At 45.2% G+C, this 21,685-nt stretch carries 13 protein-coding genes and 1 pseudogene; 9 read left to right on the forward strand and 5 right to left on the reverse strand.

Going from position 1 to position 21,685, the window contains the following annotated elements:
* Positions 1-88: 88 nt before the first annotated feature.
* Entirely contained in the window at positions 89-1,099 is a 1,011-nt protein-coding gene (dusB, locus tag QUA04_RS00440) for a tRNA dihydrouridine synthase DusB (RefSeq protein WP_333252733.1), read from the reverse strand.
* A 463-nt stretch (positions 1,100-1,562) separates the two neighbouring features.
* Between dusB and QUA04_RS00445 the strand changes: the two genes are divergently transcribed.
* The 3 genes from QUA04_RS00445 (at position 1,563) to QUA04_RS00455 (ending at position 5,412) form a co-directional block, all read left to right on the forward strand.
* On the forward strand, positions 1,563-3,155 hold the full coding sequence (locus QUA04_RS00445; RefSeq protein ID WP_333252735.1) for a glucose-6-phosphate isomerase: 1,593 nt from the start codon (positions 1,563-1,565) through the stop codon (positions 3,153-3,155).
* 63 nt (positions 3,156-3,218) lie between these two features.
* Positions 3,219-3,953: a response regulator transcription factor gene (locus QUA04_RS00450; protein ID WP_333252737.1), complete on the forward strand. Its 735-nt coding sequence runs from the start codon at positions 3,219-3,221 to the stop codon at positions 3,951-3,953.
* Between the two features lie 58 nt (positions 3,954-4,011).
* Positions 4,012-5,412 carry a hypothetical protein gene (locus QUA04_RS00455; protein ID WP_333252739.1) on the forward strand — a complete coding sequence of 467 codons (1,401 nt, stop codon included), beginning with the start codon at positions 4,012-4,014 and terminating at the stop codon, positions 5,410-5,412.
* Position 5,413: 1 nt separating this feature from the next.
* Here the strand turns inward: QUA04_RS00455 and QUA04_RS00460 are convergent, their stop codons facing one another.
* The 4 genes from QUA04_RS00460 to murC form a co-directional block, all read right to left on the reverse strand.
* The gene (locus QUA04_RS00460) at positions 5,414-5,914 is read right to left on the reverse strand and encodes a low molecular weight protein-tyrosine-phosphatase (protein WP_333252741.1); all 501 of its coding nucleotides are present in this window, start codon (positions 5,912-5,914) and stop codon (positions 5,414-5,416) included.
* A gap of 200 nt (positions 5,915-6,114) precedes the next feature.
* Positions 6,115-6,465, reverse strand: a complete 351-nt coding sequence (locus QUA04_RS00465) for a YbaB/EbfC family nucleoid-associated protein (protein ID WP_006634273.1) — start codon at positions 6,463-6,465, stop codon at positions 6,115-6,117.
* Positions 6,466-6,527: 62 nt separating this feature from the next.
* The gene (gene murB / locus QUA04_RS00470; protein WP_333252743.1) at positions 6,528-7,484 is read right to left on the reverse strand and encodes a UDP-N-acetylmuramate dehydrogenase; all 957 of its coding nucleotides are present in this window, start codon (positions 7,482-7,484) and stop codon (positions 6,528-6,530) included.
* A 152-nt stretch (positions 7,485-7,636) separates the two neighbouring features.
* Complete coding sequence (gene murC / locus QUA04_RS00475) at positions 7,637-9,193, reverse strand: UDP-N-acetylmuramate--L-alanine ligase (protein WP_333252745.1); 1,557 nt, start codon at positions 9,191-9,193, stop codon at positions 7,637-7,639.
* A gap of 963 nt (positions 9,194-10,156) precedes the next feature.
* Here murC and nadD point away from each other — a divergent pair.
* The 6 genes and pseudogenes from nadD to QUA04_RS00505 all read left to right on the forward strand — a co-directional run.
* A complete protein-coding gene (nadD, locus tag QUA04_RS00480) occupies positions 10,157-10,873 on the forward strand; it encodes a nicotinate (nicotinamide) nucleotide adenylyltransferase (protein ID WP_333252747.1) in 717 nt (238 codons plus the stop codon).
* Between the two features lie 191 nt (positions 10,874-11,064).
* Complete coding sequence (locus QUA04_RS00485; protein WP_333102385.1) at positions 11,065-12,084, forward strand: type I glyceraldehyde-3-phosphate dehydrogenase; 1,020 nt, start codon at positions 11,065-11,067, stop codon at positions 12,082-12,084.
* 422 nt (positions 12,085-12,506) lie between these two features.
* Complete coding sequence (locus QUA04_RS00490) at positions 12,507-13,460, forward strand: GDP-mannose 4,6-dehydratase (RefSeq protein WP_333252749.1); 954 nt, start codon at positions 12,507-12,509, stop codon at positions 13,458-13,460.
* Positions 13,461-13,482: 22 nt separating this feature from the next.
* The gene (locus QUA04_RS00495; protein WP_333252751.1) at positions 13,483-13,722 is read left to right on the forward strand and encodes a DUF5678 domain-containing protein; all 240 of its coding nucleotides are present in this window, start codon (positions 13,483-13,485) and stop codon (positions 13,720-13,722) included.
* A gap of 58 nt (positions 13,723-13,780) precedes the next feature.
* Positions 13,781-19,657, forward strand: a complete 5,877-nt coding sequence (locus QUA04_RS00500) for an FkbM family methyltransferase (protein ID WP_333252753.1) — start codon at positions 13,781-13,783, stop codon at positions 19,655-19,657.
* Positions 19,658-20,254: 597 nt separating this feature from the next.
* A pseudogene (locus tag QUA04_RS00505) lies at positions 20,255-21,685 on the forward strand (hypothetical protein); the annotation flags it as partial.

The following is a 21,685-nucleotide window of genomic DNA, read 5'->3' on the forward strand; positions in this document are numbered from 1 at the left end:
CACACAAATTTTTAACTTTGTCTTAAATCTTAGCCCGCAGAGGCAGGTTTTGTTTCTCTAATCCCTAGTTGACATCTGCGGGTAAGGTTTATGCGGGCAATTGCTCGATCGTGCGATCGATCGAATCGCAACCTTGTTCCACCGTTTCTACCACAGCCAACACGCCCCGCAATTCCCCAGCGCCCGGGAAACCCTTAGCATACCAGGTTAAGTGCTTGCGCGCTTGGCAAACACCGCTTTCACCTTTATATTCCCACAAAGCCCGCAAATGTTCCTTAGCACATTCGAGACGTTCAATTGGTGTCGGAGCTATCTTTTCCACACCAGTTTTCAAGAAATAATCAACTTCTCCGACCAAAAAAGGATAGCCCAAAGTTCCCCGCGAACACATCACTCCATCGGCGCCGGTTTCTTCCAGACATCGCATCGCTGCTTCCACTGAAAAAATATCCCCGTTGGCAATAACTGGAATCGATAAAACTTCTTTAACTCGACGAATCCACTCCCATTTTGCCGGGCCTGTGTAACCTTGCGATCGAGTGCGGCCGTGCACGGTAATCATTTTTGCTCCCGCATCTTCCATCCGCTTCGCAAATTCCAAAATATTAATTTCTTTGTCTGTCCAACCGATTCTAGTTTTAACGGTGACAGGAACATCTACCGCTTCCACAACAGCTCGCACAATTGCCTCGGCCGTTTCCGGGTCTCGCAGCAGGGAAGAACCGCCGCCGTTTTTAGTAATTTTGTTAACCGGACAGCCCATATTAATATCAACAGTATCCGCTCCTTCTGCCACTGCTTTCTGGGCCGCTTCTGCCAAGAAATCCGGCCGGCAGTCAAACAATTGAATGCTAATCGGGCGCTCGTTCGGGTCAACTTCCATAATTCTCGGCAGTTGCTTCACGTAGTGCAAACCCGTAGCGTTCACCATTTCCGTGTACATCATCGAATCCGGCGCGTAGCGTCGCACCAGGCGGCGAAATACCAAATCGGTAACCCCGGATAATGGCGATTGCAGGACACGGCTTTTAACTTCAAAATCGCCGATTTTGAGCGGAGTTGCTAACCTTTCTTTTAATTCTGGAGATAGAGCAAGCATAGTCGATCGCACTTTAATTCTAATATCTGTATATTATACTACACTTCAGATAGTTGACCGTTGTTAAATATACTTTTAGCCGATTATTGAGTGACAGCTAAAAGTATATTTAACCTGACCGCAAAGCCTATTTTACCGAGTCCGATCGCCCGCATTTGAATATTGTTAAACCAGGGCCCAAACGCCAACACCGACTACACTTAAATCTCTTTGCCTCTTCGATCTATCTATGGGCTGTGACCATTAATGAGCTATCTACCTACTAAGAGTGTTGCGCCAGTCCTATTTTTCTTGTTTAATTCTGCCGAATGCTCTGGCTGGCTTCGGCTCCGGCTGCCTTCAGACGACTAATGCTTAAATTTATTGGGATTCTGCAAAAGCCGTACATCAGATCGTTTTAAACTACAATTGGTGGATTCCTGACGACGCCAATCGAACATTAAAAAAATTGTAGAGAATTCCTATGGACGCCGCAGCACTCTGGCAACGCTATCAAGACTGGCTTTACTATCACGAGGGATTGGGACTTTACCTCGATATCAGCCGCATGGGATTCGACGACGCTTTCGCAGCAGCATTGAAGCCCAAATTTGACAAAGCTTTCAAAGACATGGCAGCTTTAGAAGCAGGTGCGATCGCCAATCCCGACGAAAACCGCATGGTGGGCCACTACTGGTTGCGAAACCCCGATTTAGCTCCCACTCCAGAATTAAAACAAGAAATAGTCGAAGGCCTAGCACAAGTCGAAACATTTGTCAAAAAAGTTCAAAACCGCGATATTAAACCGCCATTTGCTCCGCAATTTACCGACATAATTTCGATCGGCATCGGTGGTTCCGCCCTAGGCCCCCAATTTGTCTCCGAAGCTTTATCCCCGGACATTCCGCCCCTAGCAATTCATTTTATCGACAACACAGATCCCGCTGGGATCGATCGAATCCTCAACAAAATCAAAGACAAACTCGCCAGCACATTAGTAATTACTATCTCCAAATCCGGCGGCACCCCCGAGCCCCGCAACGGCATGATTGAAGTTCAAAAAGCCTTCGCCGCCCAAAAACTCGACTTCGCCAAACAGGCAGTTGCGATCACTGGAACAGACAGCAAACTAGACAACTTAGCCAAATCCGAAGGCTGGATTGGCAGCTTCCCGATGGCCGACTGGGTGGGAGGGCGCACTTCGGAACTGTCAGCAGTAGGACTTTTGCCAGCAGCTTTGCAAGGCATCGACATTCAGGCGATGCTCGACGGCGCTAAGGTTATGGACGAAGCTACCAGAACCACCGAAATAAAAAACAATCCCGCCGCCTTGTTAGCAATGTCCTGGTATTTTGCTTGCAACGGACGTGGCGAAAAAGATATGGTAGTTTTGCCCTATAAAGATTCACTGCTATTGTTCAGCCGCTACTTGCAGCAATTAGTCATGGAATCGATCGGCAAACAGCAAGATTTAGACGGCAACACAGTTCATCAAGGCATCGCAGTTTACGGCAACAAAGGCAGCACCGACCAACACGCCTACGTCCAGCAACTGCGAGACGGCGTGCCGAATTTCTTTCTAACATTTATCGAAGTTTTACAAGACAGGCAAGGCATTTCCCCAGAAGTAGAAACCGGCGTCACCTCGGGAGATTATTTGTCTGGTTTGTTGCAAGGAACTCGACAAGCTTTGTACGAAAACCACCGAGATTCGATTACTCTGACAATACCGCAAGTAAACCCTCGGACGGTAGGAGCATTAATCGCCCTCTACGAAAGAGCAGTAGGTTTTTACGGTTCCTTAGTGAATGTCAATGCCTATCACCAACCGGGTGTGGAAGCCGGCAAAAAAGCTGCCGCTGCTGTGTTGGACTTGCAGCAACGGGTACTGCAAGTGCTCAAAGACGCCCAAAAACCTCTGTCTGTCGCAGAAATAGCCAAAAAAGCAGGAAAGCCAGAGCAAATCGAGACAATTTACAAAACTCTGCGGCATTTGGCAGCCAACGGGCGCGGCGTAGCTTTGGAGGGCAAATTAGGACAACCGGCTACTTTAACTGCAAGTTATCAAGAGAATTAAACAGTAGAATTAAACATTAAAAGTGAAATTAGTCACTTTTAATGTTTAATTTTTAATTCCCCCATGCCATTAACGATTCTGGTTGCTGACGACGATTTCGCGACTCGCTTGTCAATTACTGATTATCTAGAAATTACCGGATACTCTGTAATCGCTGCTGAGAACGGCAAAGAAGCTTTAGGCCTGGTAGATGAATTTCAGCCCCACTTGATTGTTACCGACATTACAATGCCCGAGATGGATGGCTACGAATTCGTGCGACGAGTTCGGACTCGTCCCGCTTTCCGCTTGCTGCCGGTGATTTTTTTGACGGAACGCACGAGCACGCAGGAACGGATTCGGGGCTATCAGATGGGGTGCGACAATTATCTGGCTAAGCCTTTTGAACTCCAAGAATTGGGGGCGGTTATTCGCTCTTTGCTCGATCGCTACGCTCTAATCGCTCAGGCCCCCTCTCGTTCCCCGGAAGCCGAACCAACGCCAACAGAGGCACGCAGCAGAGCCAATGGCCAGCCAGAAGCAGATTTTTTAACTCAAAAGTCAAACACAGGCGATTCCCTACGGGATAGCTCCGCTTCACGGGCATCTCCAACCCAAAATGCTCCGACTTTGACGCAGCGAGAGCGAGAAGTGCTAGATTTGCTGACAGAAGGTCTTTCTAATATTCAAATAGGCGATCGGCTCCACCTCAGCCCCCGCACTGTCGAAAAGCACGTCAGCAGCTTGTTCAGAAAAACTGAAAGCAACAACCGAGCAGAACTCGTTCGCTTTGCGATGGAACACCATTTAGTCAGATAACAGTCAACGCTATGGGCAAGAAAATTACCTGCACTTACCACGCTGAATAAATAACATCATGGCCAACAATTACTTAAAAAATCAGAAAATTCTATATGCTGCAGCATTAGCAGCTTCGATAATTTTCTGTATTGCCATGACCTCAATGGGAATCACCAAGTATTACAGCGTTTTACAGGGTGGAGACAACTATAACGATTACCCTACCAGCGGTTTCAGCCTCATCCGAGTTCTAATTAATGGTTCCTACTTGATAGCAACAGTTACATATATTATCTGGTTAACTAAAAAACAACAGACAAGTTACAGCTTTCTAGACATTTGCAAGTATGCAATCCCCTTCCTGGCACTTGCCCTCATAGCTTATCCCCAAAGCAGTGACATTTATTTGTACTTGCACTACGGAACGATGAGCTTACATAAAATCAATCCTTATCTTAATAGTTCCGATAGCTTCGTTTCTAACTTATCTCCGTTCCTCCACTGGCGGCAAACTTCTACCTACGGCCCAGTTTCTTTATTCTTTTTTGCTCTATCAGCACTTGGTGTACCCATTAGCCCTTTACTAGCAGTTTATATTTTTAAAATAATCTGCGTGTTGGTACACACACTCAACGCCTACTTAATTTGGCGCTTGCTAACAAATTACGAACACCGCAACTTCATAACAATGGCCTATTTAGTCAACCCCATGCTATTGAACGAGCAAATAGCTAATGCTCACCTTGACGTTTTAGTAGCTAATACATTGATTGTTTTAATAGGATGTATTTATTACCAACGTTATGTTTTTGCAATTTTAGCAATTTTGGTGGGTTTTTTAATAAAAACCTTACCTATAATTTGGTTCCCCTTAGTTTTTGCTTTCCTGTGCAAGCAGCGTCGGTGGAGAGATTTAGCAGCATCAGTCTTGCTTTCTTTATTAATTATCGCGGTGATAACTTATACATTTATGCCCACAGTTTCAGCTTGGAGAAGTGTTTTAAATCCGGCAACCTCCGGGGCGACAGCTCGCTCGTTTCACCAGGCGCTCAATTTATTTATGAATTTTTTGCCCAATGTAAGTGTTGAAACTAGGGAAAATATTCTATCATTCCTCAAATATTTTGCGTATTTAAGCTGGATTGTTTACTATGCAGGGACGTTAATTAAATCATTATTCCGCCAAAAAGATTCAGAAATTAATTTGGTATCAGATATTGGATGGACGACTCTCACTTTGTTTTTGTTTGCTACACCTTGGCTAATGCCTTGGTATCCATCTATTTTGCTGCCAATTGCTGCTTTGAGTATCAATTCTTCCCATTTTGTATTGACCAGTTTAACTTTTTCTTTGTCACCCAGTATCATTTTGGGAGCGGGATCGGGAACAACTGTGATATCCCTAGCTACGAGTTTGGTTAGCGTTGTCCCCGCTACAGCATTGGTAATATTCGGGCGGAAAAAACCACTGTTTTAATTTAAATTGATTGCTGATCGCCAACTGTTAATTTTTTCAGACTGACAACGTAGTTTAACAAACCCTCGGAAGCATCGTGCAGCAAATCAATTACTCGATCGAATCCCTCTGGGCCACCGTAGTAAGGATCTGGCACTTCTTTAATATCGTATTTCTGACAAAAATCGCACATCAGCCGCACTTTATCTTTATACTTTCCAGCAGAGTCCAGGGAAAGAATATTGCGATAATTTTCCCGATCCATAGCCAGAATCAAATCAAAATTTTCAAAATCTTGCCTGGCAAATTGGCGGGCTTCGCCTAGCAATTCAATGTCTCGCTTCCTCGCCGCCAATGCCATCCGCCTGTCAGGGGGGCTGCCAATGTGATAGCTAGCAGTTCCGGCCGAATCGCAGGTGATGCGATCTCTCAAACCAGCTTGTTCAATTAAGTGATTCATAATATTTTCTGCTGAGGGCGATCGGCAGATATTTCCGAGGCAGACAAACAATAATTTAGTCATTAGTTAGTAGTTATTAGTTATTAGTTATTAGTTATTAGTCAGTCAACAGTCAACAGTGCTAATTTGTAGGGTGCGTCGCTTTCAGAGTCAATCTGCAAGTTCCATCGAACCTGGAGCAGCGACGCACCTTACTATAGCGGTTTTCCAGAAAGTTTAATCAGTCAACAGTCAACAGTCAACAATTGACTGATGACTAATGACTAACCGAAACCGGGGAGATTTAGTCCACCGGTAAGTTCTTCCATTTTCTCCCGCATCGTCATCGTAGACTTAGCGTAAGCATCCTGCATCGCCACCGTGACGAGTTCAGAAACCACATCCGCACCTTCACCGAGGGCATCCGGTGAGATTTCCACGCGGCGGGGTTCTTGGTTGCCGCTGAGAAAAACCTTGACCAAGCCACCGCCGGCAGTTCCCTCAATTTCCATTACATCCAACTCTTCTTGGAGCTTTTTAGCTCCTTCTTGAACCTGCTGAGCTTTTTTGAAAGCTTCAGTCAGTTCTTTCATTTTTCCCAGGCCGAAGCCAAATCCTTGTCCTGATTTTGTCATAACTACTTTGTGATGGTGTGTGGGCTGGCAGTCTGCCGTTTCCGTATTACTTCAATGATGCCTTAGAAGGGAAACTCTCCCAGTATTCTAACTTCTGGCTCCAACAACAGCGACCACCGCTGCTCGACTTGCTGTTGAACGTGGCGGATCACTTGAAAAATATCATTGGCCGTTGCCGACCCGCAGTTAAGAATAAAATTAGCATGGCGCTGAGCTACTTGTGCGCCGCCGATCTGATATCCCTTCAGTCCCGCTTGTTCGATGAACCAACCTGCCGTCTTGGGGCCGGGGTTGCGGAAGACTGAGCCACAGCTCGGTAAGTGGTAAGGTTGAGTTGTCCGTCGCTGGCTGAAATGGTCATTAGTTTCTGCCATGACTTGCGATCGGTCGAATCCCGGCTGTAACTGGAAAGTCGCTTCTGTTACTAGCCGATCGCCCCCTTGCAGCACCGAAGTCCGGTAGCGGTACTCCAACTCTTGGGGAGTCAGAATTTCCACCTTGCCACCAGGGGATAGGACGCGAGCGTTGACTAGAATATCAGCAGTACAGCCTCTGTGAGCGCCTGCATTCATCACCACAGCCCCTCCCACTGTACCCGGTATGCCGACTGCCCATTCTAGACCTTTCCAGCCCCGTTTAGCCGCCAACCAAGCGAGGCGGGGAATTGACTCCCCCGCCCCCGCTGTAACTTGACCTGTTTCTGGATTAAAATTCACCTGTTTGAGGTAGCGAGTGCCAACGACCAAACCGGACAAACCCCGATCGCTCACCAACAAATTAGAACCTGCACCCAGCAGAGTCACGGGCATCCCTTCAGAGTCAGCCCAGGCAAAACTCGCTTGCAAAGCCTCCATACTGCGGGGAGCAACGTACCACTCGGCCGGGCCACCGACTCGGAAGGAAGTCAGGCCCGCCAACGAAACTTGGGAGTTAATCTTGCAATCAGTTCCCCGCAAAGAAATAGGAGAATACACTCGCCGATTGTCCTTAACAGAGGAGTCATTCGAGATAGTCACCATCTTGAAAATCCTTAAAAATACCTGCGCTCAAAGACGTGGTTGAAAATTCATTTACCTAACTTATGCCGCCCCTTTGAGCGAGCCTTTCAGCAGTGTCGGTATAACCTGCACCGCCCTAGCTGTGGCTCAACTCTTCTGGACGGATGATTGAGCTAATCCGGGCGATCGGCTTGTTGATAAAAAGCCATAACCTCTGGAATAATCTGATTCAGATTACCAGCGCCCAAAAACAGAGCCAAATCCCCCGGTTGCAGATTTTTGGTTAAAAACTTAGTGACTGACTCCAGGGAAGGCGCAAACTCAACCTCTCGACCTTCTTTAGCAATCAAATCAGCAACCTGCTGCCCGCTAATCTCTCCTAAATTCGGTTCCCCAGCACTATAAATATCGCAAGCCACAACCAAATCAGCATCCCCAAAAGATTGAGCAAATTCTGGCAAAAATGTCAGAGTCCGGCTGTACCGATGGGGTTGAAAAATTGCAACCACTCTTCGGGATTTGGGATTTTTTTCGCTACCTTCGATCCGCAAGCGAGCCGCCGCCAAGGTAACGCGAATTTCGCTAGGATGGTGGGCGTAGTCGTCCACAAACAGGATGTCATTGTGAAAACCCCTCACCTCAAAACGGCGGCGAGCTCCTTCAAAGCCAGCAATCGCTTTGGCAATCGCCGAGAACTCTAACCCCAACAATCGGCCTACTGCTACCGCAGCTAGTGCATTGCTGAGATTGTGTTTGCCTAGCAACTTCAACTCCATTTCCCCCAGGAAAGCTCCTCGCTCCCAAATGCCAGCCTTGGTGCTTGCGGCTCCGTACTCCACGCCCGAAGCCGTGTAGTCAGCACCGCTTTCCGGCTGCAAGCTATAACTGACATGAGGCCCAAGACAGTCTTTGACGATTTGGTCATCAATGCAGCCCACCAAGGTTTGACAGTTTTGGGCAAACACCTTAAATGTGTCTATTACCTGGTCAAGGGTATCGTAATGGTCTGGATGATCCAGTTCCACATTCGTCACTATGCCAATTTTGGCTACCAGCTTGACGAGAGAACCGTCGGATTCATCAGCCTCGGCAACTAAGTAAGGCCCTTCCCCCAAACGGGCATTGCCTTCCCAAGCATTTACCTCGCCTCCTACCACGATCGTCGGGTCTAGACCCGCAGCCATCAGCATGAAGCCGATTAAGCTGCTAGTAGTAGTTTTGCCATGAGTCCCGGCTACGGCTATGCTTTGGTAATCTTGAATTAACGCTGCCAACACATCCGATCGATGAAAAATCGGATAGCCCAAATCTAAAGCAGCTCGATATTCGGCATTGGCTGGGTGAATAGCCGTCGAACATACTACTTGAGGCAATCCCCGAATTGCTTGGGTGCTTGAACCGTTGCCGTTCAATTGGAGAGCTTCGGCTGTCGCGACAGAAGTCCCTACCGTACCGGCGACTATCGAGGATACTGCCCTTTCCTGTTGCCCGCAGTCGGGACTGCTACCGTTAAGGGCCGTTTGAAATAATTCAAAATTGCTGGCGTCTTGACTCCAAAAAATATGAGCTCCCATTCCTTGCAAGCGCTCGGTTATGTGACTCGATTTAATGTCGGAGCCGTACACAGGCAACTTACGTTTAGCTAGAATGTAGGCAAGGGCTGACATCCCAATCCCACCAATGCCGATGAAATGAAATGGTTTACCGCTAAAATCAACAGAACTCGGCATCTTTGCTCCTCACACACCACACCACGCCAATAACACGCGATATCATATCAAGAATTGTTTTTTCAGGATACAGTTCGCTAGAGATTTTGTACCAAATTCTCTGCGCCTCCCTAGATTTGAGGGACTTGTAGAGATGTTTGTCTTGTATCCTATATGACTTAGTACCGAGTAGTTTTCCGGAACAGTCACAGCTCGAAAATTGCAGGTAAGAGAAAACGGGGTCTGGGGTCGGGGCTAATAGATTAATTTTGGGTGGTTGCATACTCCTGCATTCTTTCTATTTCGATCCGCCTGCTGTGCTGGCATACGGCAGCAAAAGCCCCACAACCTTTCTACCAAGATTGAGGGTAAAACCCATAAGGATTTACAAACACTACCACGAACAACAAAATTTCGCTCCTTTTATAGTCATTTATCTACTCGTACGGTCATTTTTTCTTGAAAGTCAGAGATTGACACGATCGCAGCTATAGTATATATTATTATTTTATTGTATATATACAAGTTATGTAGTTAGTCGAAATAGTCGCAAAGACATAGATCAAACGAAATCATGGGTTTTGATCGAGAAGCCGATCGACGCTCTTGGCAGCCCTTAAAATTTTTACCAGTGCGCTAAGCATATCTACCCTCAAAACTTTTTCGGTCGCCCACAAACGAATGCTCAGGCGGTCGATCGCGCACTCAAAACAAGTTGGGATTAATCTTGGCAAGATTAATCATCCAGTCCCGCACCCACTCCGACGCTCAGAACCGGGTTTTTTAAGTATTATTGAAGGTTTGAACGAATTAAGGGGGTTGAAAAAACCGGTTTCAGCATCCAGGACGATCGTCGAAACTAGGGTCGTCCAGGGGTTTGTCTCCGATGTAAAGCCAGGGTTTTCTAATAAACGAGCTTATGGTTAAAAGTGTATAAACATAAAATTGGCGCGATGTCTGTATTAATCCTGATCTTGGGGAAATATGGGGAAAATAGCGATTTTGGGGGGGACTTTCGATCCGGTTCACTGGGGTCACGTGTTGGTAGCCGAGACGGCTGCGAGTCAATTTGCTCTCGATCGAGTCATTTGGGTACCGGATCGCTCTCCTCCTCACAAAGAGCGCCCGGATTTGGCAAGTTTTGAGCAGCGGCGGGAAATGCTCGCTCTGGCGATCGGCGATCGCCCCGACTTCCTAATTTCGCCGCGGTCGGCAAATCCCTCCGACAGTTCTTTTGCGATCGACACCCTGCTGTATTTGCAAAAATTGTATCCAGGCGATCATCGCTGGTACTGGATTATTGGTAGTGACGCACTCATTACTCTCCCCAAATGGCATCGGTGCTGCGAAATTGCCGGGTTGTGCGACTGGTTGGTGGCCCCACGTCCGACTCAGGGAGATCGAGAGACTGCAGAAAGCGGGGAGGTTGGGGAACTGTCCGAGTGGGGAGATTGTCCTGGTGGAAAACCCCTCGCTTCTGCAGGGGACAGGATGCAGGTTCAGGCAAATGCTGTGGGCCGACGAGTTGCCGAACAAATGGCTCTTTTGGACGTGGAAATTCGCTGGCAGGTGCTGTCCATGCCTGCGATCGAGATTTCGTCGAGCCACATCCGCCGCTGCTGCGCCGAAAGGATCGACCTCCGCTACTTAGTCCCGGAAGTTGTCGGGACTTATATTGCAGCCCATCAGCTTTACCAGTAACCAGCGGCAGAAAGCCTAATGCCTTCTGCCTTGCAATTTCAGCCTTCTAGAAAAGTTCAAGCTTTTTTGATCGACACAAAAAGTTATAAAGGATCGACCTTTGCGATATGATCTTGTGTCATAAGTCAATTCTTAAATTTTTCCAAAATTTAAGCCTGAGCTAGGGGCTGCCATCGTTAGGAGGTACTAAAGTGATTCGAGTCGCGATCAATGGTTTTGGACGTATCGGGCGCAGTTTTGCGCGCTGCTGGCTGGGCCGAGAAAACAGCCAGCTAGAGTTGGTAGCTATTAATGACACTTCCGATCCCAGAAGTAATGCTCACTTGCTCAGATACGATTCCATGATGGGAACGTTGAAGAATGTGGACATCAGTGCGGATGAAAATTCCATTACTCTCAACGGCAAGACAGTTAAATGCGTGAGCGATCGCAACCCGCTAAACTTGCCTTGGAAAGATTGGGGTATTGATCTGATTATTGAAGCGACCGGCGTCTTCGTTGACCAAGCTGGTGCATCGAAGCATATCACTGCCGGCGCTAAAAAAGTGCTAATTACCGCTCCCGGCAAGGGTTCTGAAGTTGGCACTTATGTGATGGGAGTCAACCACCACAACTACAAGCACAGTGACTACACTGTCATCAGCAATGCTAGCTGTACTACTAACTGTCTAGCTCCTGTACTGAAAGTGCTTCACGAAAATTTTGGCATCGTCAAAGGCATGATGACCACTACCCACAGCTATACTGGCGACCAGCGCTTGCTGGATGCCAGCCACCGCGACTTGCGGCGGGCCCGGGCAGCCGCAATGAATATTGTGCCGACTTCTACCGGAGCGGCCCAAGCTGTGGCTTTGGTGATTCCAGAATTGAAGGGCAAGTTAAACGGTATTGCCATGCGCGTGCCGACTCCCAATGTGTCGGTAGTTGATTTTGTGGCTCAGGTAGAGAAAAAGACTTTTACCGAGCAAGTAAATCAAGTGTTCAAAGAAGCTGCCTCTGGCTCCATGAAAGGGATTTTAGAGTACAACGATTTGCCTTTAGTTTCATGCGACTATCGCGGAAGTGATGCTTCTTCGATTCTGGATTCCAGCTTAACGCTGGTGATGGATGGCGACATGGTAAAGGTTTTGGCTTGGTACGACAATGAGTGGGGCTACAGTCAGCGGGTGGTTGACTTGGCTGAATTAGTCGCCCAAAGATGGGAAGCCTAGTACCCGAAGGCAGAAGGCATTAGTCATTCGGCAGAAGGTAAAAAATCCTGATATTTTGTACTTTTGAGTCGATTTCTAGCTAAGTGGTTATTTCTGTTTTCGAGGGGTAGACACTTTTGGCAGTCGATAGTTGGCGAGTACAAAAGGAAATATAGTAGGGACATGGCAGTGCCCTGCCCCTACTATATGCTTATGCTGCTACTCCCAGCTATCGATCAAACTTTTTGCAATAATACTTCGCTCGGGCTTTCGGGCCTGCTTGATAATAAATTTGTTTTTTTTTTGTAGTAATCGCTTAAAATTGCTTTGGTTAAGTTCTCGGAAAATCCCAAATATTAAAAAAATAAAAATTCCGGCTATAAAAGTTAAAAAGCTGAAAAAATAGCAACAGCTACGGTACAGTGTTGAAAACAAAATGTGATATGAAAAAAGCGTTAATTAGTGGTATATCAGGTCAGGATGGAGCTTATTTAGCTAAACTGTTACTTGATCGAGGTTATGAAGTTTGCGGCACATCCAGGGACGCCCAAATTTCTAGTTTCGGAAACCTGGCTCGTTTGGGCATCCGAGACAGAGTGAAACTAGAATCCATGTCTCTCAACGATTTTCGCAGCGTCTTGCAGGTACTAGCGAAAATTCAGCCCGACGAAGTGTACAATCTAGCAGGCCAAAGTTCTGTCGGCTTGTCTTTTGAACAACCCGTAGAAACCCTCGAAAGCATTGCCACAGGCACCTTAAATCTATTAGAGGCAATTCGCTTTACAGGCGGCAAAATTAAACTTTACAACGCCAGTTCCAGCGAATGTTTTGGGGATACCCGAGGCAATCCAGCCGATGAAAATACGCCTTTTCGCCCCAGAAGTCCTTACGCAGTGGCGAAAGCAACGGCATTTTGGGAAGTAGCAAATTATCGGGAAGCTTACAATTTGTTTGCGTGTTCTGGTATTTTGTTCAATCACGAGTCGTCGCTGCGACCGGAGAGATTTGTTACCCAAAAAATTGTATCTGTGGTGTGCCGAATTGCTGCGGGCAGTTCCGAAAAACTGCATTTGGGAAATATTTCAGTGCAGCGGGACTGGGGTTGGGCACCGGAATATGTGGAGGCGATGTATTTGATGTTGCAGCAGGAAGAACCGGACGATTATGTAATTGCCACGGGTGTAAGCTATCCTTTGGAGGAGTTTGTGCAGACAGCGTTTGTTTCAGCGGGTTTGGATTGGCAGGAACATTTAGTAACCGATGCGAGTCTTTACAGACCGACGGAGATTGCAGTTGGGAGGGGAAATCCGGGTAAGGCAAAAGAAAAATTGGGCTGGGAGGCAAAATATAAAATGCCCGATGTGGTGCGGATGATGGTGGAGGCGAGGATGATTTGAGGGAAAATTAGGAGGTGAAAATATGGCCGCAGAATATCCAACGGCGAATGAGTGGTACAAAGCTAATCGCCGAGGGTTGAAAAAATATCGAGGTGAATGGATTGCCTATACTAATAATCCGGTAATTAGTCACGATCGCGATTATGACAAAATGAAGGAGGGGATAGAGCCAAGTTGGTCAAGTTTAGGTTATGTGTTCGAGCGCATATTTGAGAGCGAATTTCTAGATACTGTCCGGTTCTCAAGATTCCATTGTAACTAGAGATTAGTTGATGACGTTAAAACTGTTATATAAGAACTACAAGAGGAAAACAAGTCAAATGCAAACTAGCGAACTGGTTGAACAAAAGAAGTCACTTCACGAAGAAAGTTGGAAGCCTGCCTACAAATTTATACCAGAGCTGATACAGAAATTCAATTTAAAAGTAGGTGCAGAGATCGGTGTGGCGTTTGGAGGTCATTCCGAAGCTATACTCAGCAATACAAATCTTGAACTACTGTACGGGATTGACAGCTATCAACACAGTGACTCTTACGACGACCCCATGAACCTCCCGCAGGCAGATTTTGACATACTCTGTCAAACAACGAAAAATCGCCTAGCTGTCTTTGGAGATAGATTTAGGCTGATTCGTTCAAATTCACAGCAGGCTATTGGGCAAATTGATGGCTTGCTTGATTTTGTCTACATAGATGCAGAGCATTCCTACCAAGGGGTTTGGCAAGACCTCTGCACTTGGTATAGCAAAATTAGAGTAGGGGGTTTGATTAGCGGTCATGATTATGGACACATTGCTTTTCCAGGCGTAAAACAAGCTATTGATGAGTTTTTCAGAAGGTTAGACTGGCAAGTTCACCTTGAGGGCGAGGGAGTTTGGTGGGTAGAAAAGCAACCCACGAATATTAGCTTTTTTATCCCTGCTTATAACTGCGAACAGACTATCGAAGAGTCGGTTGACTCGATTTTAAATGGAAATTTTGAACAAGGGGATGAGTTAATTATTGTTAATGACTGCTCTGCGGATAATACAACAGGTATACTGGAATGCCTCAAAATCAAGTATCCATTTATCAAGATTTTCCGCCACGAAACTAACAAAGGGGGCGGAGCAGCGAGAAATACCGCTGTCCAAAATGCCAGCCATCCTTTGCTGTTCTGCTTAGATTCCGATAATATTTTAGTTCCAGGAAGCATCCAAAAATTAAAAGAATTTTTGGTTAATTCCGGTGCAGATGTAGCTGCATTCCAAGAAATTCATTTCTTTGAAGGACGCCAGCAAAATATTATTAATAAATGGATTTATCAAGACCAAATTACTTTAGCGGACTTTTTCTCTCGGCACGATGTGCCGGGATCGAGTGGCAACTATTTGTTTACCAAAGAAAGCTGGGTGAGAGCAAGAGGTTATTCTGAGTCTTCTGGTGCGTTAGACACTCACACCTTTGCTTTCCGGCAGTTAGCGACGGGTTCTAAAATGTTGACGCTCCCGAATACTTATTATTGCCACAGACAAGGCATTGAATCTTATTTGGTGAGATTTTCAAGAAGTAATAATTGGTCGTTAATCTTGGCCGACAGCATCACTCCTTTTGCTCATCTGATTGCTGAGGCAGATTGGCAGTATATGTGCGGTGAAGGTAAAGATAATTGGTACGGAAATATTACTCAACGTCCTATTTCTTTAAGGACTGGAAGAGAGAGTATGCAAGCAGTAGAGGCCCAGCCAAAAATAGTAGAGCCGCAACCGATTATTATACCGTACTGGATTGAAGGCCATATTAGTTCAACGCCTGAAAAACAGGCAAAACATAGACCCGGAGCCAAGACAACCTTGCACAGCGGCGAATTGCGGTGTATCGAAAGATTCATCGCATCCGGGCAAGTAGTTTTTGATGTAGGTGCGAATGTGGGCAGTTGGACTGAGGAAGTATTTAATCAATTTCCTAAAACAGAGATCCACCTGTTTGAACCAGTTCCTAAAATTTACAAAATTCTTTTACAAAATTTATCAGAAGGAATTTGTAAGAGTCAAGTTATTGCCAATAACTATGCGCTAGGGAAACAAGAAGAATCAAATCAGTTTGCTTATTACCAGGAGTCTCCGGAATGGAGTACATTTTACCGGAGGTTGCAGGCGGAAAAGGAATATGATATTAAGCCACCTCAAATTCTAAATGTTTTGACAACTACTATAGATAATTACTGTCAAAGACAAGAAATTAGCCACATTAATTTTTTAAAGATAGATGTGGAAGGTGGCGAATTAGATGTACTAGAGGGAGCCAAAAATTTATTAAGTAAGGGAAAAATTGATTACATTCAATTTGAATACGGTGGCACTTACATAGACTCGAAAAAAACTCTAAAACAAGTTTTTGAATATTTTCAAAATTTGCGGTATGCAATATTTAAGATTCAACCAGATGGATTAGAGTATTGCCATAATTTTCAGCCCGATTATGAAAATTATCAGTGGAGCATTTTCTTAGCAGTAAACGAACGTTTTCGATCGACAGTTTTGGGTGAAGCACCCCAAATGCTGGATTTACAGCAAGTTTGTACGCAGCATTCCATCGTTCCGCGCGGTGTGGTTCACGTTGGAGCTCACGAAGGTAATGAAACTGCATTGTACCAAGCTATGGGCATACAAAGGGTATTGTATATCGAAGCTAACCCAGAAGTGTTTGAAAGATTGCAGATCAAAATAGCAGGATTCCCCAACGTGCAAGCAGTTAATTGTGCTGCGAGCGATAGAAATGGCACGGTCAACTTGCACGTCACTTCAATGGATCAAAGCAGTTCGATTTTGCCGTTAAAGCTTCATGCAGAGATTTATCCCACCATTCAGGAAACTCACCAAGTAACAGTAGAATCAAAAACTCTAGATACCCTGCTGCAAGAACTGGAACTGGAACCGGGGGATTTTAATATCCTCAACATAGATATCCAAGGTGCAGAACTTTTGGCTTTGCAAGGAGCGACTAACTTACTGAAATATGTAGAAGCAATTAACACAGAAGTAAATTACGAAGAACTGTACGAAGGCTGCGCCTTGATTGACCAAATTGACGAATTTTTGGAGAATTACGGTTTCGATCGTGTTGCAACAACAACCCCGCTTCACCCGTCTTGGGGGGATGCGTTTTATGTCAAAAAGCCAGCGGTTACTATGTCGGAACTTGACATCAATCGATTTGGCAACCAGATATTTGAGTACGCTTTTTTAAGAATCTATGCCAAACAGCATAATCTCCGGTGCGAGACACCGGCTTGGATAGGACAGTATCTATTTGGTCATCAAGACCAGCCGATTTCTCAGAAATTACCTCAACTTCAAGAAGTTAGGCAACAAGATGGAACATTTTCTGTTTGGTTTGCAGAAGCTATTATCCCCAATTCGCCAACAATTTACAAAAATGTAGACTTTTCGGGTTACTGCCAGTACCACACAAAATATTACGCTCCCTACAAAGATTACGTGCGCTCGTTATTTAAACCAGCGGCAGAAGTTGAAACAAAAATGCAAGCTGCGATCGCTTGCCTGCGTTCTCTAGGCAAAACTGTTGTAGGTCTGCACCTGCGCCGCGGGGACTACAGCCAGTTTAATACAGTACCTTTCTTACCAGCACCTAGCGAATGGTATAAAGAGTGGCTCAGGGGTCTCTGGGAAAGGCTGGATGAACCTGTACTATTCATTGCTAGCGACGAAATTGGAAAAGTTATCGGAGATTTTGCAGAATACAACCCAGTAACAGCACAAGATTTAGGTGCTAATGTGTCGGAAGCAGACTTTTATTCAGATTTTTACATATTGAGCCAGTGCGATGTTGTCGCTATATCAAATAGCAGTTTTTCGTTTGCAGCGTGTATGCTTAACGAAACAGGCAAGTTCTTCTTTCGTCCCGACTGGTCAACCGAGAAACTAATCCCCTTCGATCCTTGGAATAGCGAGCCTCTTTTGTGGGAGAACCCGAAAAAATTAAACACCCATTCAATACCCGAAGAATTTAAACTAAACGACGTACAATTTCTGCTAACCCATTATCACCTTAGCGATGAAGAGTTTTTGCAAGCAGCTTACCGTAAATATTTGCTCCGCTATCCAGATGAAGCAGGCAAACAGTGGTATATCAAGCTCCTCGGGGACAAGAGCATTACGCGCAGAACAATTCTCGCCGGAATGCAACAATCAGTAGAATTTAAGTGGGTGTGGGAAGCGATAGCCTCAGCTTCTGAAGAGGAAACTTACTGGCATGTTGGAGCTCAATGGGCAAAACAAGCCAAATGGGATGAGGCGATCGCCGCCTATCACCAGGCAATTCGGTCAAAATCAGACCTCGTGCTAGCCTACAGTCGTTGGGCCAACAATCTAGCCGCCCAGAACCAACCCGATGCACAGGTGGCTCTGAGAGCGAAATTTTTCAAAGCCTTACTAAATCAACCCGACTCAGCCGAATTATACGCTTGTTTAGGGAAACTCCTAGCAGCAAGGGGCAAGGCAGGTGAGGCCATACAGGCATACCAAAAGTCGCTCTTAATTCAATCTGACTCCCCCGACGCCGCTCAAATCTACTTCGATTTAGGGAAAGCGCAAGCACAGCAAAATCAACTTGATGAGGCAATTACCTCATACTATAAAGCTATTCAGCAGCATCCAGAATGGGCGGAAATTTACTTTTATATCGGGCAAGCATTAGCACAGCAAAACAAACTTGATGAGGCAATTACCTCCTATCAAAAAGTTATTCAGCAGCATCCCGAACGGGCGGAAGTTTACTTTTATATAGGAGAGGCAAAGTCACACCAGAATAATTTTGACGAAGCAATTAAATTTTACCAAAGATCTATCCAACTAGATCCCGAATATGTTGGGGCTTATCTGCTATTGGGAGGCTTACTTCATGCACAATCTAAGTTCGATGAAGCTATTTCGTGTTTCCAAGACCTAATCGATTTAGAACATCACAGGTTTGGTTCGATCGCCCAAACTTATATAGGCAGTATTCTCCAACAGCAAGGCAGACAGGAAGAAGCTAACTTGTATTTTCAAAAAGCACAGCCTGCTGCACTTCCGCAAGGGTGTTATGGCACTGTGCGGGAGTGGGTACTTGCATCTCCATTAAAGCAAACTAACTACATAGAACTCCACTCTCCTCATCACTTCTCGCTCTCAGCACCGCCGCAAACAATAGATAGAGCTTTCTATCCGATATTGAATAGTAGTTGGTGGAGTCAATTTGAGTCGCCCGCCACATTTGTAGTCACAATACCAGACGGTCGGTATTGCGAGTACGGCTATAACACTGAAACTGCTGTTATAACCTCAGATAATCAGTTATTGCTTGATGTTTCTACCTGCCCTGGCATACCCAGAGACCGACATCCTATTTTCTCAGCAACCAATTTACCACTTGTTGAGCATATTAATGGTACTGTAGCTGTCTTATCCGTAGATACTGGACTCATTTTTTACCATTGGATGTTAGATTTACTTCCGAGGATAGGATTGTTACAACTAAGTGGAATTGATCTGGGCAGTATTGACAAGTTTTTAATTAACGGTTACCGATCACCTTTTCAAAAAGAAACCCTTGAGGTGTTGGGTATTCCCGTCAATAAAATCATAGAAACCAAGAACCATGCCCATATAAAAGCTAACAAATTAGTTGTTCCCTCTTATCCCGGTTTTCAGTGTTTCCCAACCAAATGGGCGTGCGATTTCCTCAGAAGCAAGTTTCTTCCCCTAGCAGTACCATCAAAATCAAGGCAGCTAAAGCGTATATATATCAGTCGGAATGCGGGAACAGAACGGAGAACAATTAATGAATATGAAGTGTTAAATCTTTTGAATGAGCTGGGTTTTACAAGAATCTTCGCAGAGTCAATATCCTTTGCTGAACAAGTCTCATTGATGGCTGAGGCTGAGGTTGTAGTCCTGATGCACGGTTCAGCAGTCAGCAACCTTGTTTTTTGCCAGCCGGGAACTAAAGTTATCGAAATTTTCTCGCCCCACCAGGTCGTTCAAATTGGCGAACTGATTAGCCATTACCAGAGACTTGATTACTACTATTTGGTAGGTTCAGGAATTCAATGTCCTCAGTTGCGTCAACTCGTTTACTACAAAGATGGTTATGAAGATACACTTGTTAACATTGATTCCCTGAAAAATCTGCTAGAGCAGGCTGGAGTCGCTTAGATTTAAAGAAACAGAGTTTAACTTTATGAGGGAGTCCAACACCCCAACAACATCAAAACGACAGCCAATCGCCCCTTCCAGATTCCCTGACTCAAGAAGTTGATCGCCCTCGTCCAAATAATCAACTGCTGTTTTTTGGCTTCCCTCTTGAGTTACTGGCAATAGTGCTAAGCTGATGAGCCAGTTCAGATTAAACTAAGTTGTGTACATTTGACAAGATGTAACCTTAATGACCAGATCTTAGTGTAAACTGTGGTTGAATCCTGAACTCTTGAGAGGCGAGCTACTTGATGTTGTAGCACGAACAGCCAGAGGGCTGGGTAAGTGCAACAGGTGAAAGTCATCATGCGTTGTCAGAAATTCTGGCGACAGTGCTTGAGGCGAGATTAAATCGGCAGGAACATATAGCGCTAGACGCCAGTCCTAATAGACTAACGGAAATTTCTGTAATATAAGCTGCGCTTGGGGAGCATTTATGGAAAAATTGGGTTGACTTGCAGATTAGTCGCATGGAATCGGTATCAGTATCAATTGCGTCAATTCACAAAACTCTCAAAGCAAACTAAATTTAATATACGAAAGACAGGAGAAGCCCCAATGCACGAATGGAAAAGAACGTTTTTTTTTACTCAACAAGAGTTTTATTACAATCGTATAAAATTTAATAATCCTACCGAAAGAGCTGTAGAGATACCTATTGCTTTTAACTTTTTGGCAGCTCTCCAAAAACCAGCAAGCATACTTGAAGTGGGAAATGTACTCTCTCATTATGAAAATCATTTGAGTGAAACGCTTGGTATAACATCAAGACGAATTGTAGATAAATTTGAAGTAGAAGTAGGGGTAGATAATGAAGACTTAATGAACCTGCCGTCCGAAGACAAATACGACGCGATTGTCTCACTTTCTACAGTCGAACACATTGGACAAAAAGGAGATCCTTCGGGTGGATATGGAGAGCAGGAAGAAAACCGCGATCGTGAAGGTCCATTAAAAGCAATTGCTAAGATATACGACCTACTGGCTCCTGATGGCAAAGCTTTGATTACCGTTCCTTTTGGAAAACTTATAGATGGGGAATGGTATATTCAGTTTAGTAAAGAGTATTTGTATCTTTTAGGTAAAAAATATGGAATTCCTAAAGAGGCTCTCTCAGTTAATTGCTTAAAGCTAATAAACAGAGAAACAACTGACCGTGGTTTTAACGTGCTTTGGGAAGAGTTAGATGCTCTTGAACTGAGTTATGTGGAATACGGCTCGCCTTTTTCTCAAGCAAATGCGATCGCAGTTATCGAGCTTTCCAAGCTTTCAAGTGACTTTCACTTGAAATTAAATGTTGAGCCGAGTCCTCTGTTATACAATATGCCCTATGAGACGCGGACAGAATTCGAGCAAAACAAGGCTCTCTTACAGCAAACTCAGAGTGAATTGGCAGAATGTCAGTTGCAATTGCAACTGAGTCAGAGCGAATTGGCACAATCCCAAGCAATCCAGCAGCAGACTCAGAGTGAATTAGAACAATCCCAGTTACAACTGCAGCAGACTCAGAGTGAATTAGAACAATCCCAGTTACAACTGCATCAGACTCAGAGTGAATTAGAACAATCCCAAGCAATCCAGCATCAGACTCAGAGTGAATTAGAACAATCCCAAGCAATCCAGCAGCAGACTCAGAGTGAATTGGCACAATCCCAAGCAATCCAGCAGCAGACTCAGAGTGAATTAGAACAATCCCAAGCAATCCAGCAGCAGACTCAGAGTGAATTGGAACAATCCCAAGCAATCCAGCAGCAGACTCAGAGTGAATTGGAACAATCCCAGTTACAACTCTATCAGACTCAGAGCGAATTGGAACAATCCCAAGCAATCCAGCAGCAGACTCAGAGTGAATTGGAACAATCTCAGTTACAACTCCATCAGACTCAGTGCCAGTTGGAACAATCCCAAGCACTCCAGCAGCAGACTCAGAGTGAATTGGAACAATCCCAAGCAATCCAGCAGCAGACTCAGAGTGAATTGGAACAATCC

Origin of the sequence: Microcoleus sp. S13_C5, assembly GCF_036700845.1 — a bacterium.
GTDB lineage: Bacteria > Cyanobacteriota > Cyanobacteriia > Cyanobacteriales > Microcoleaceae > Microcoleus.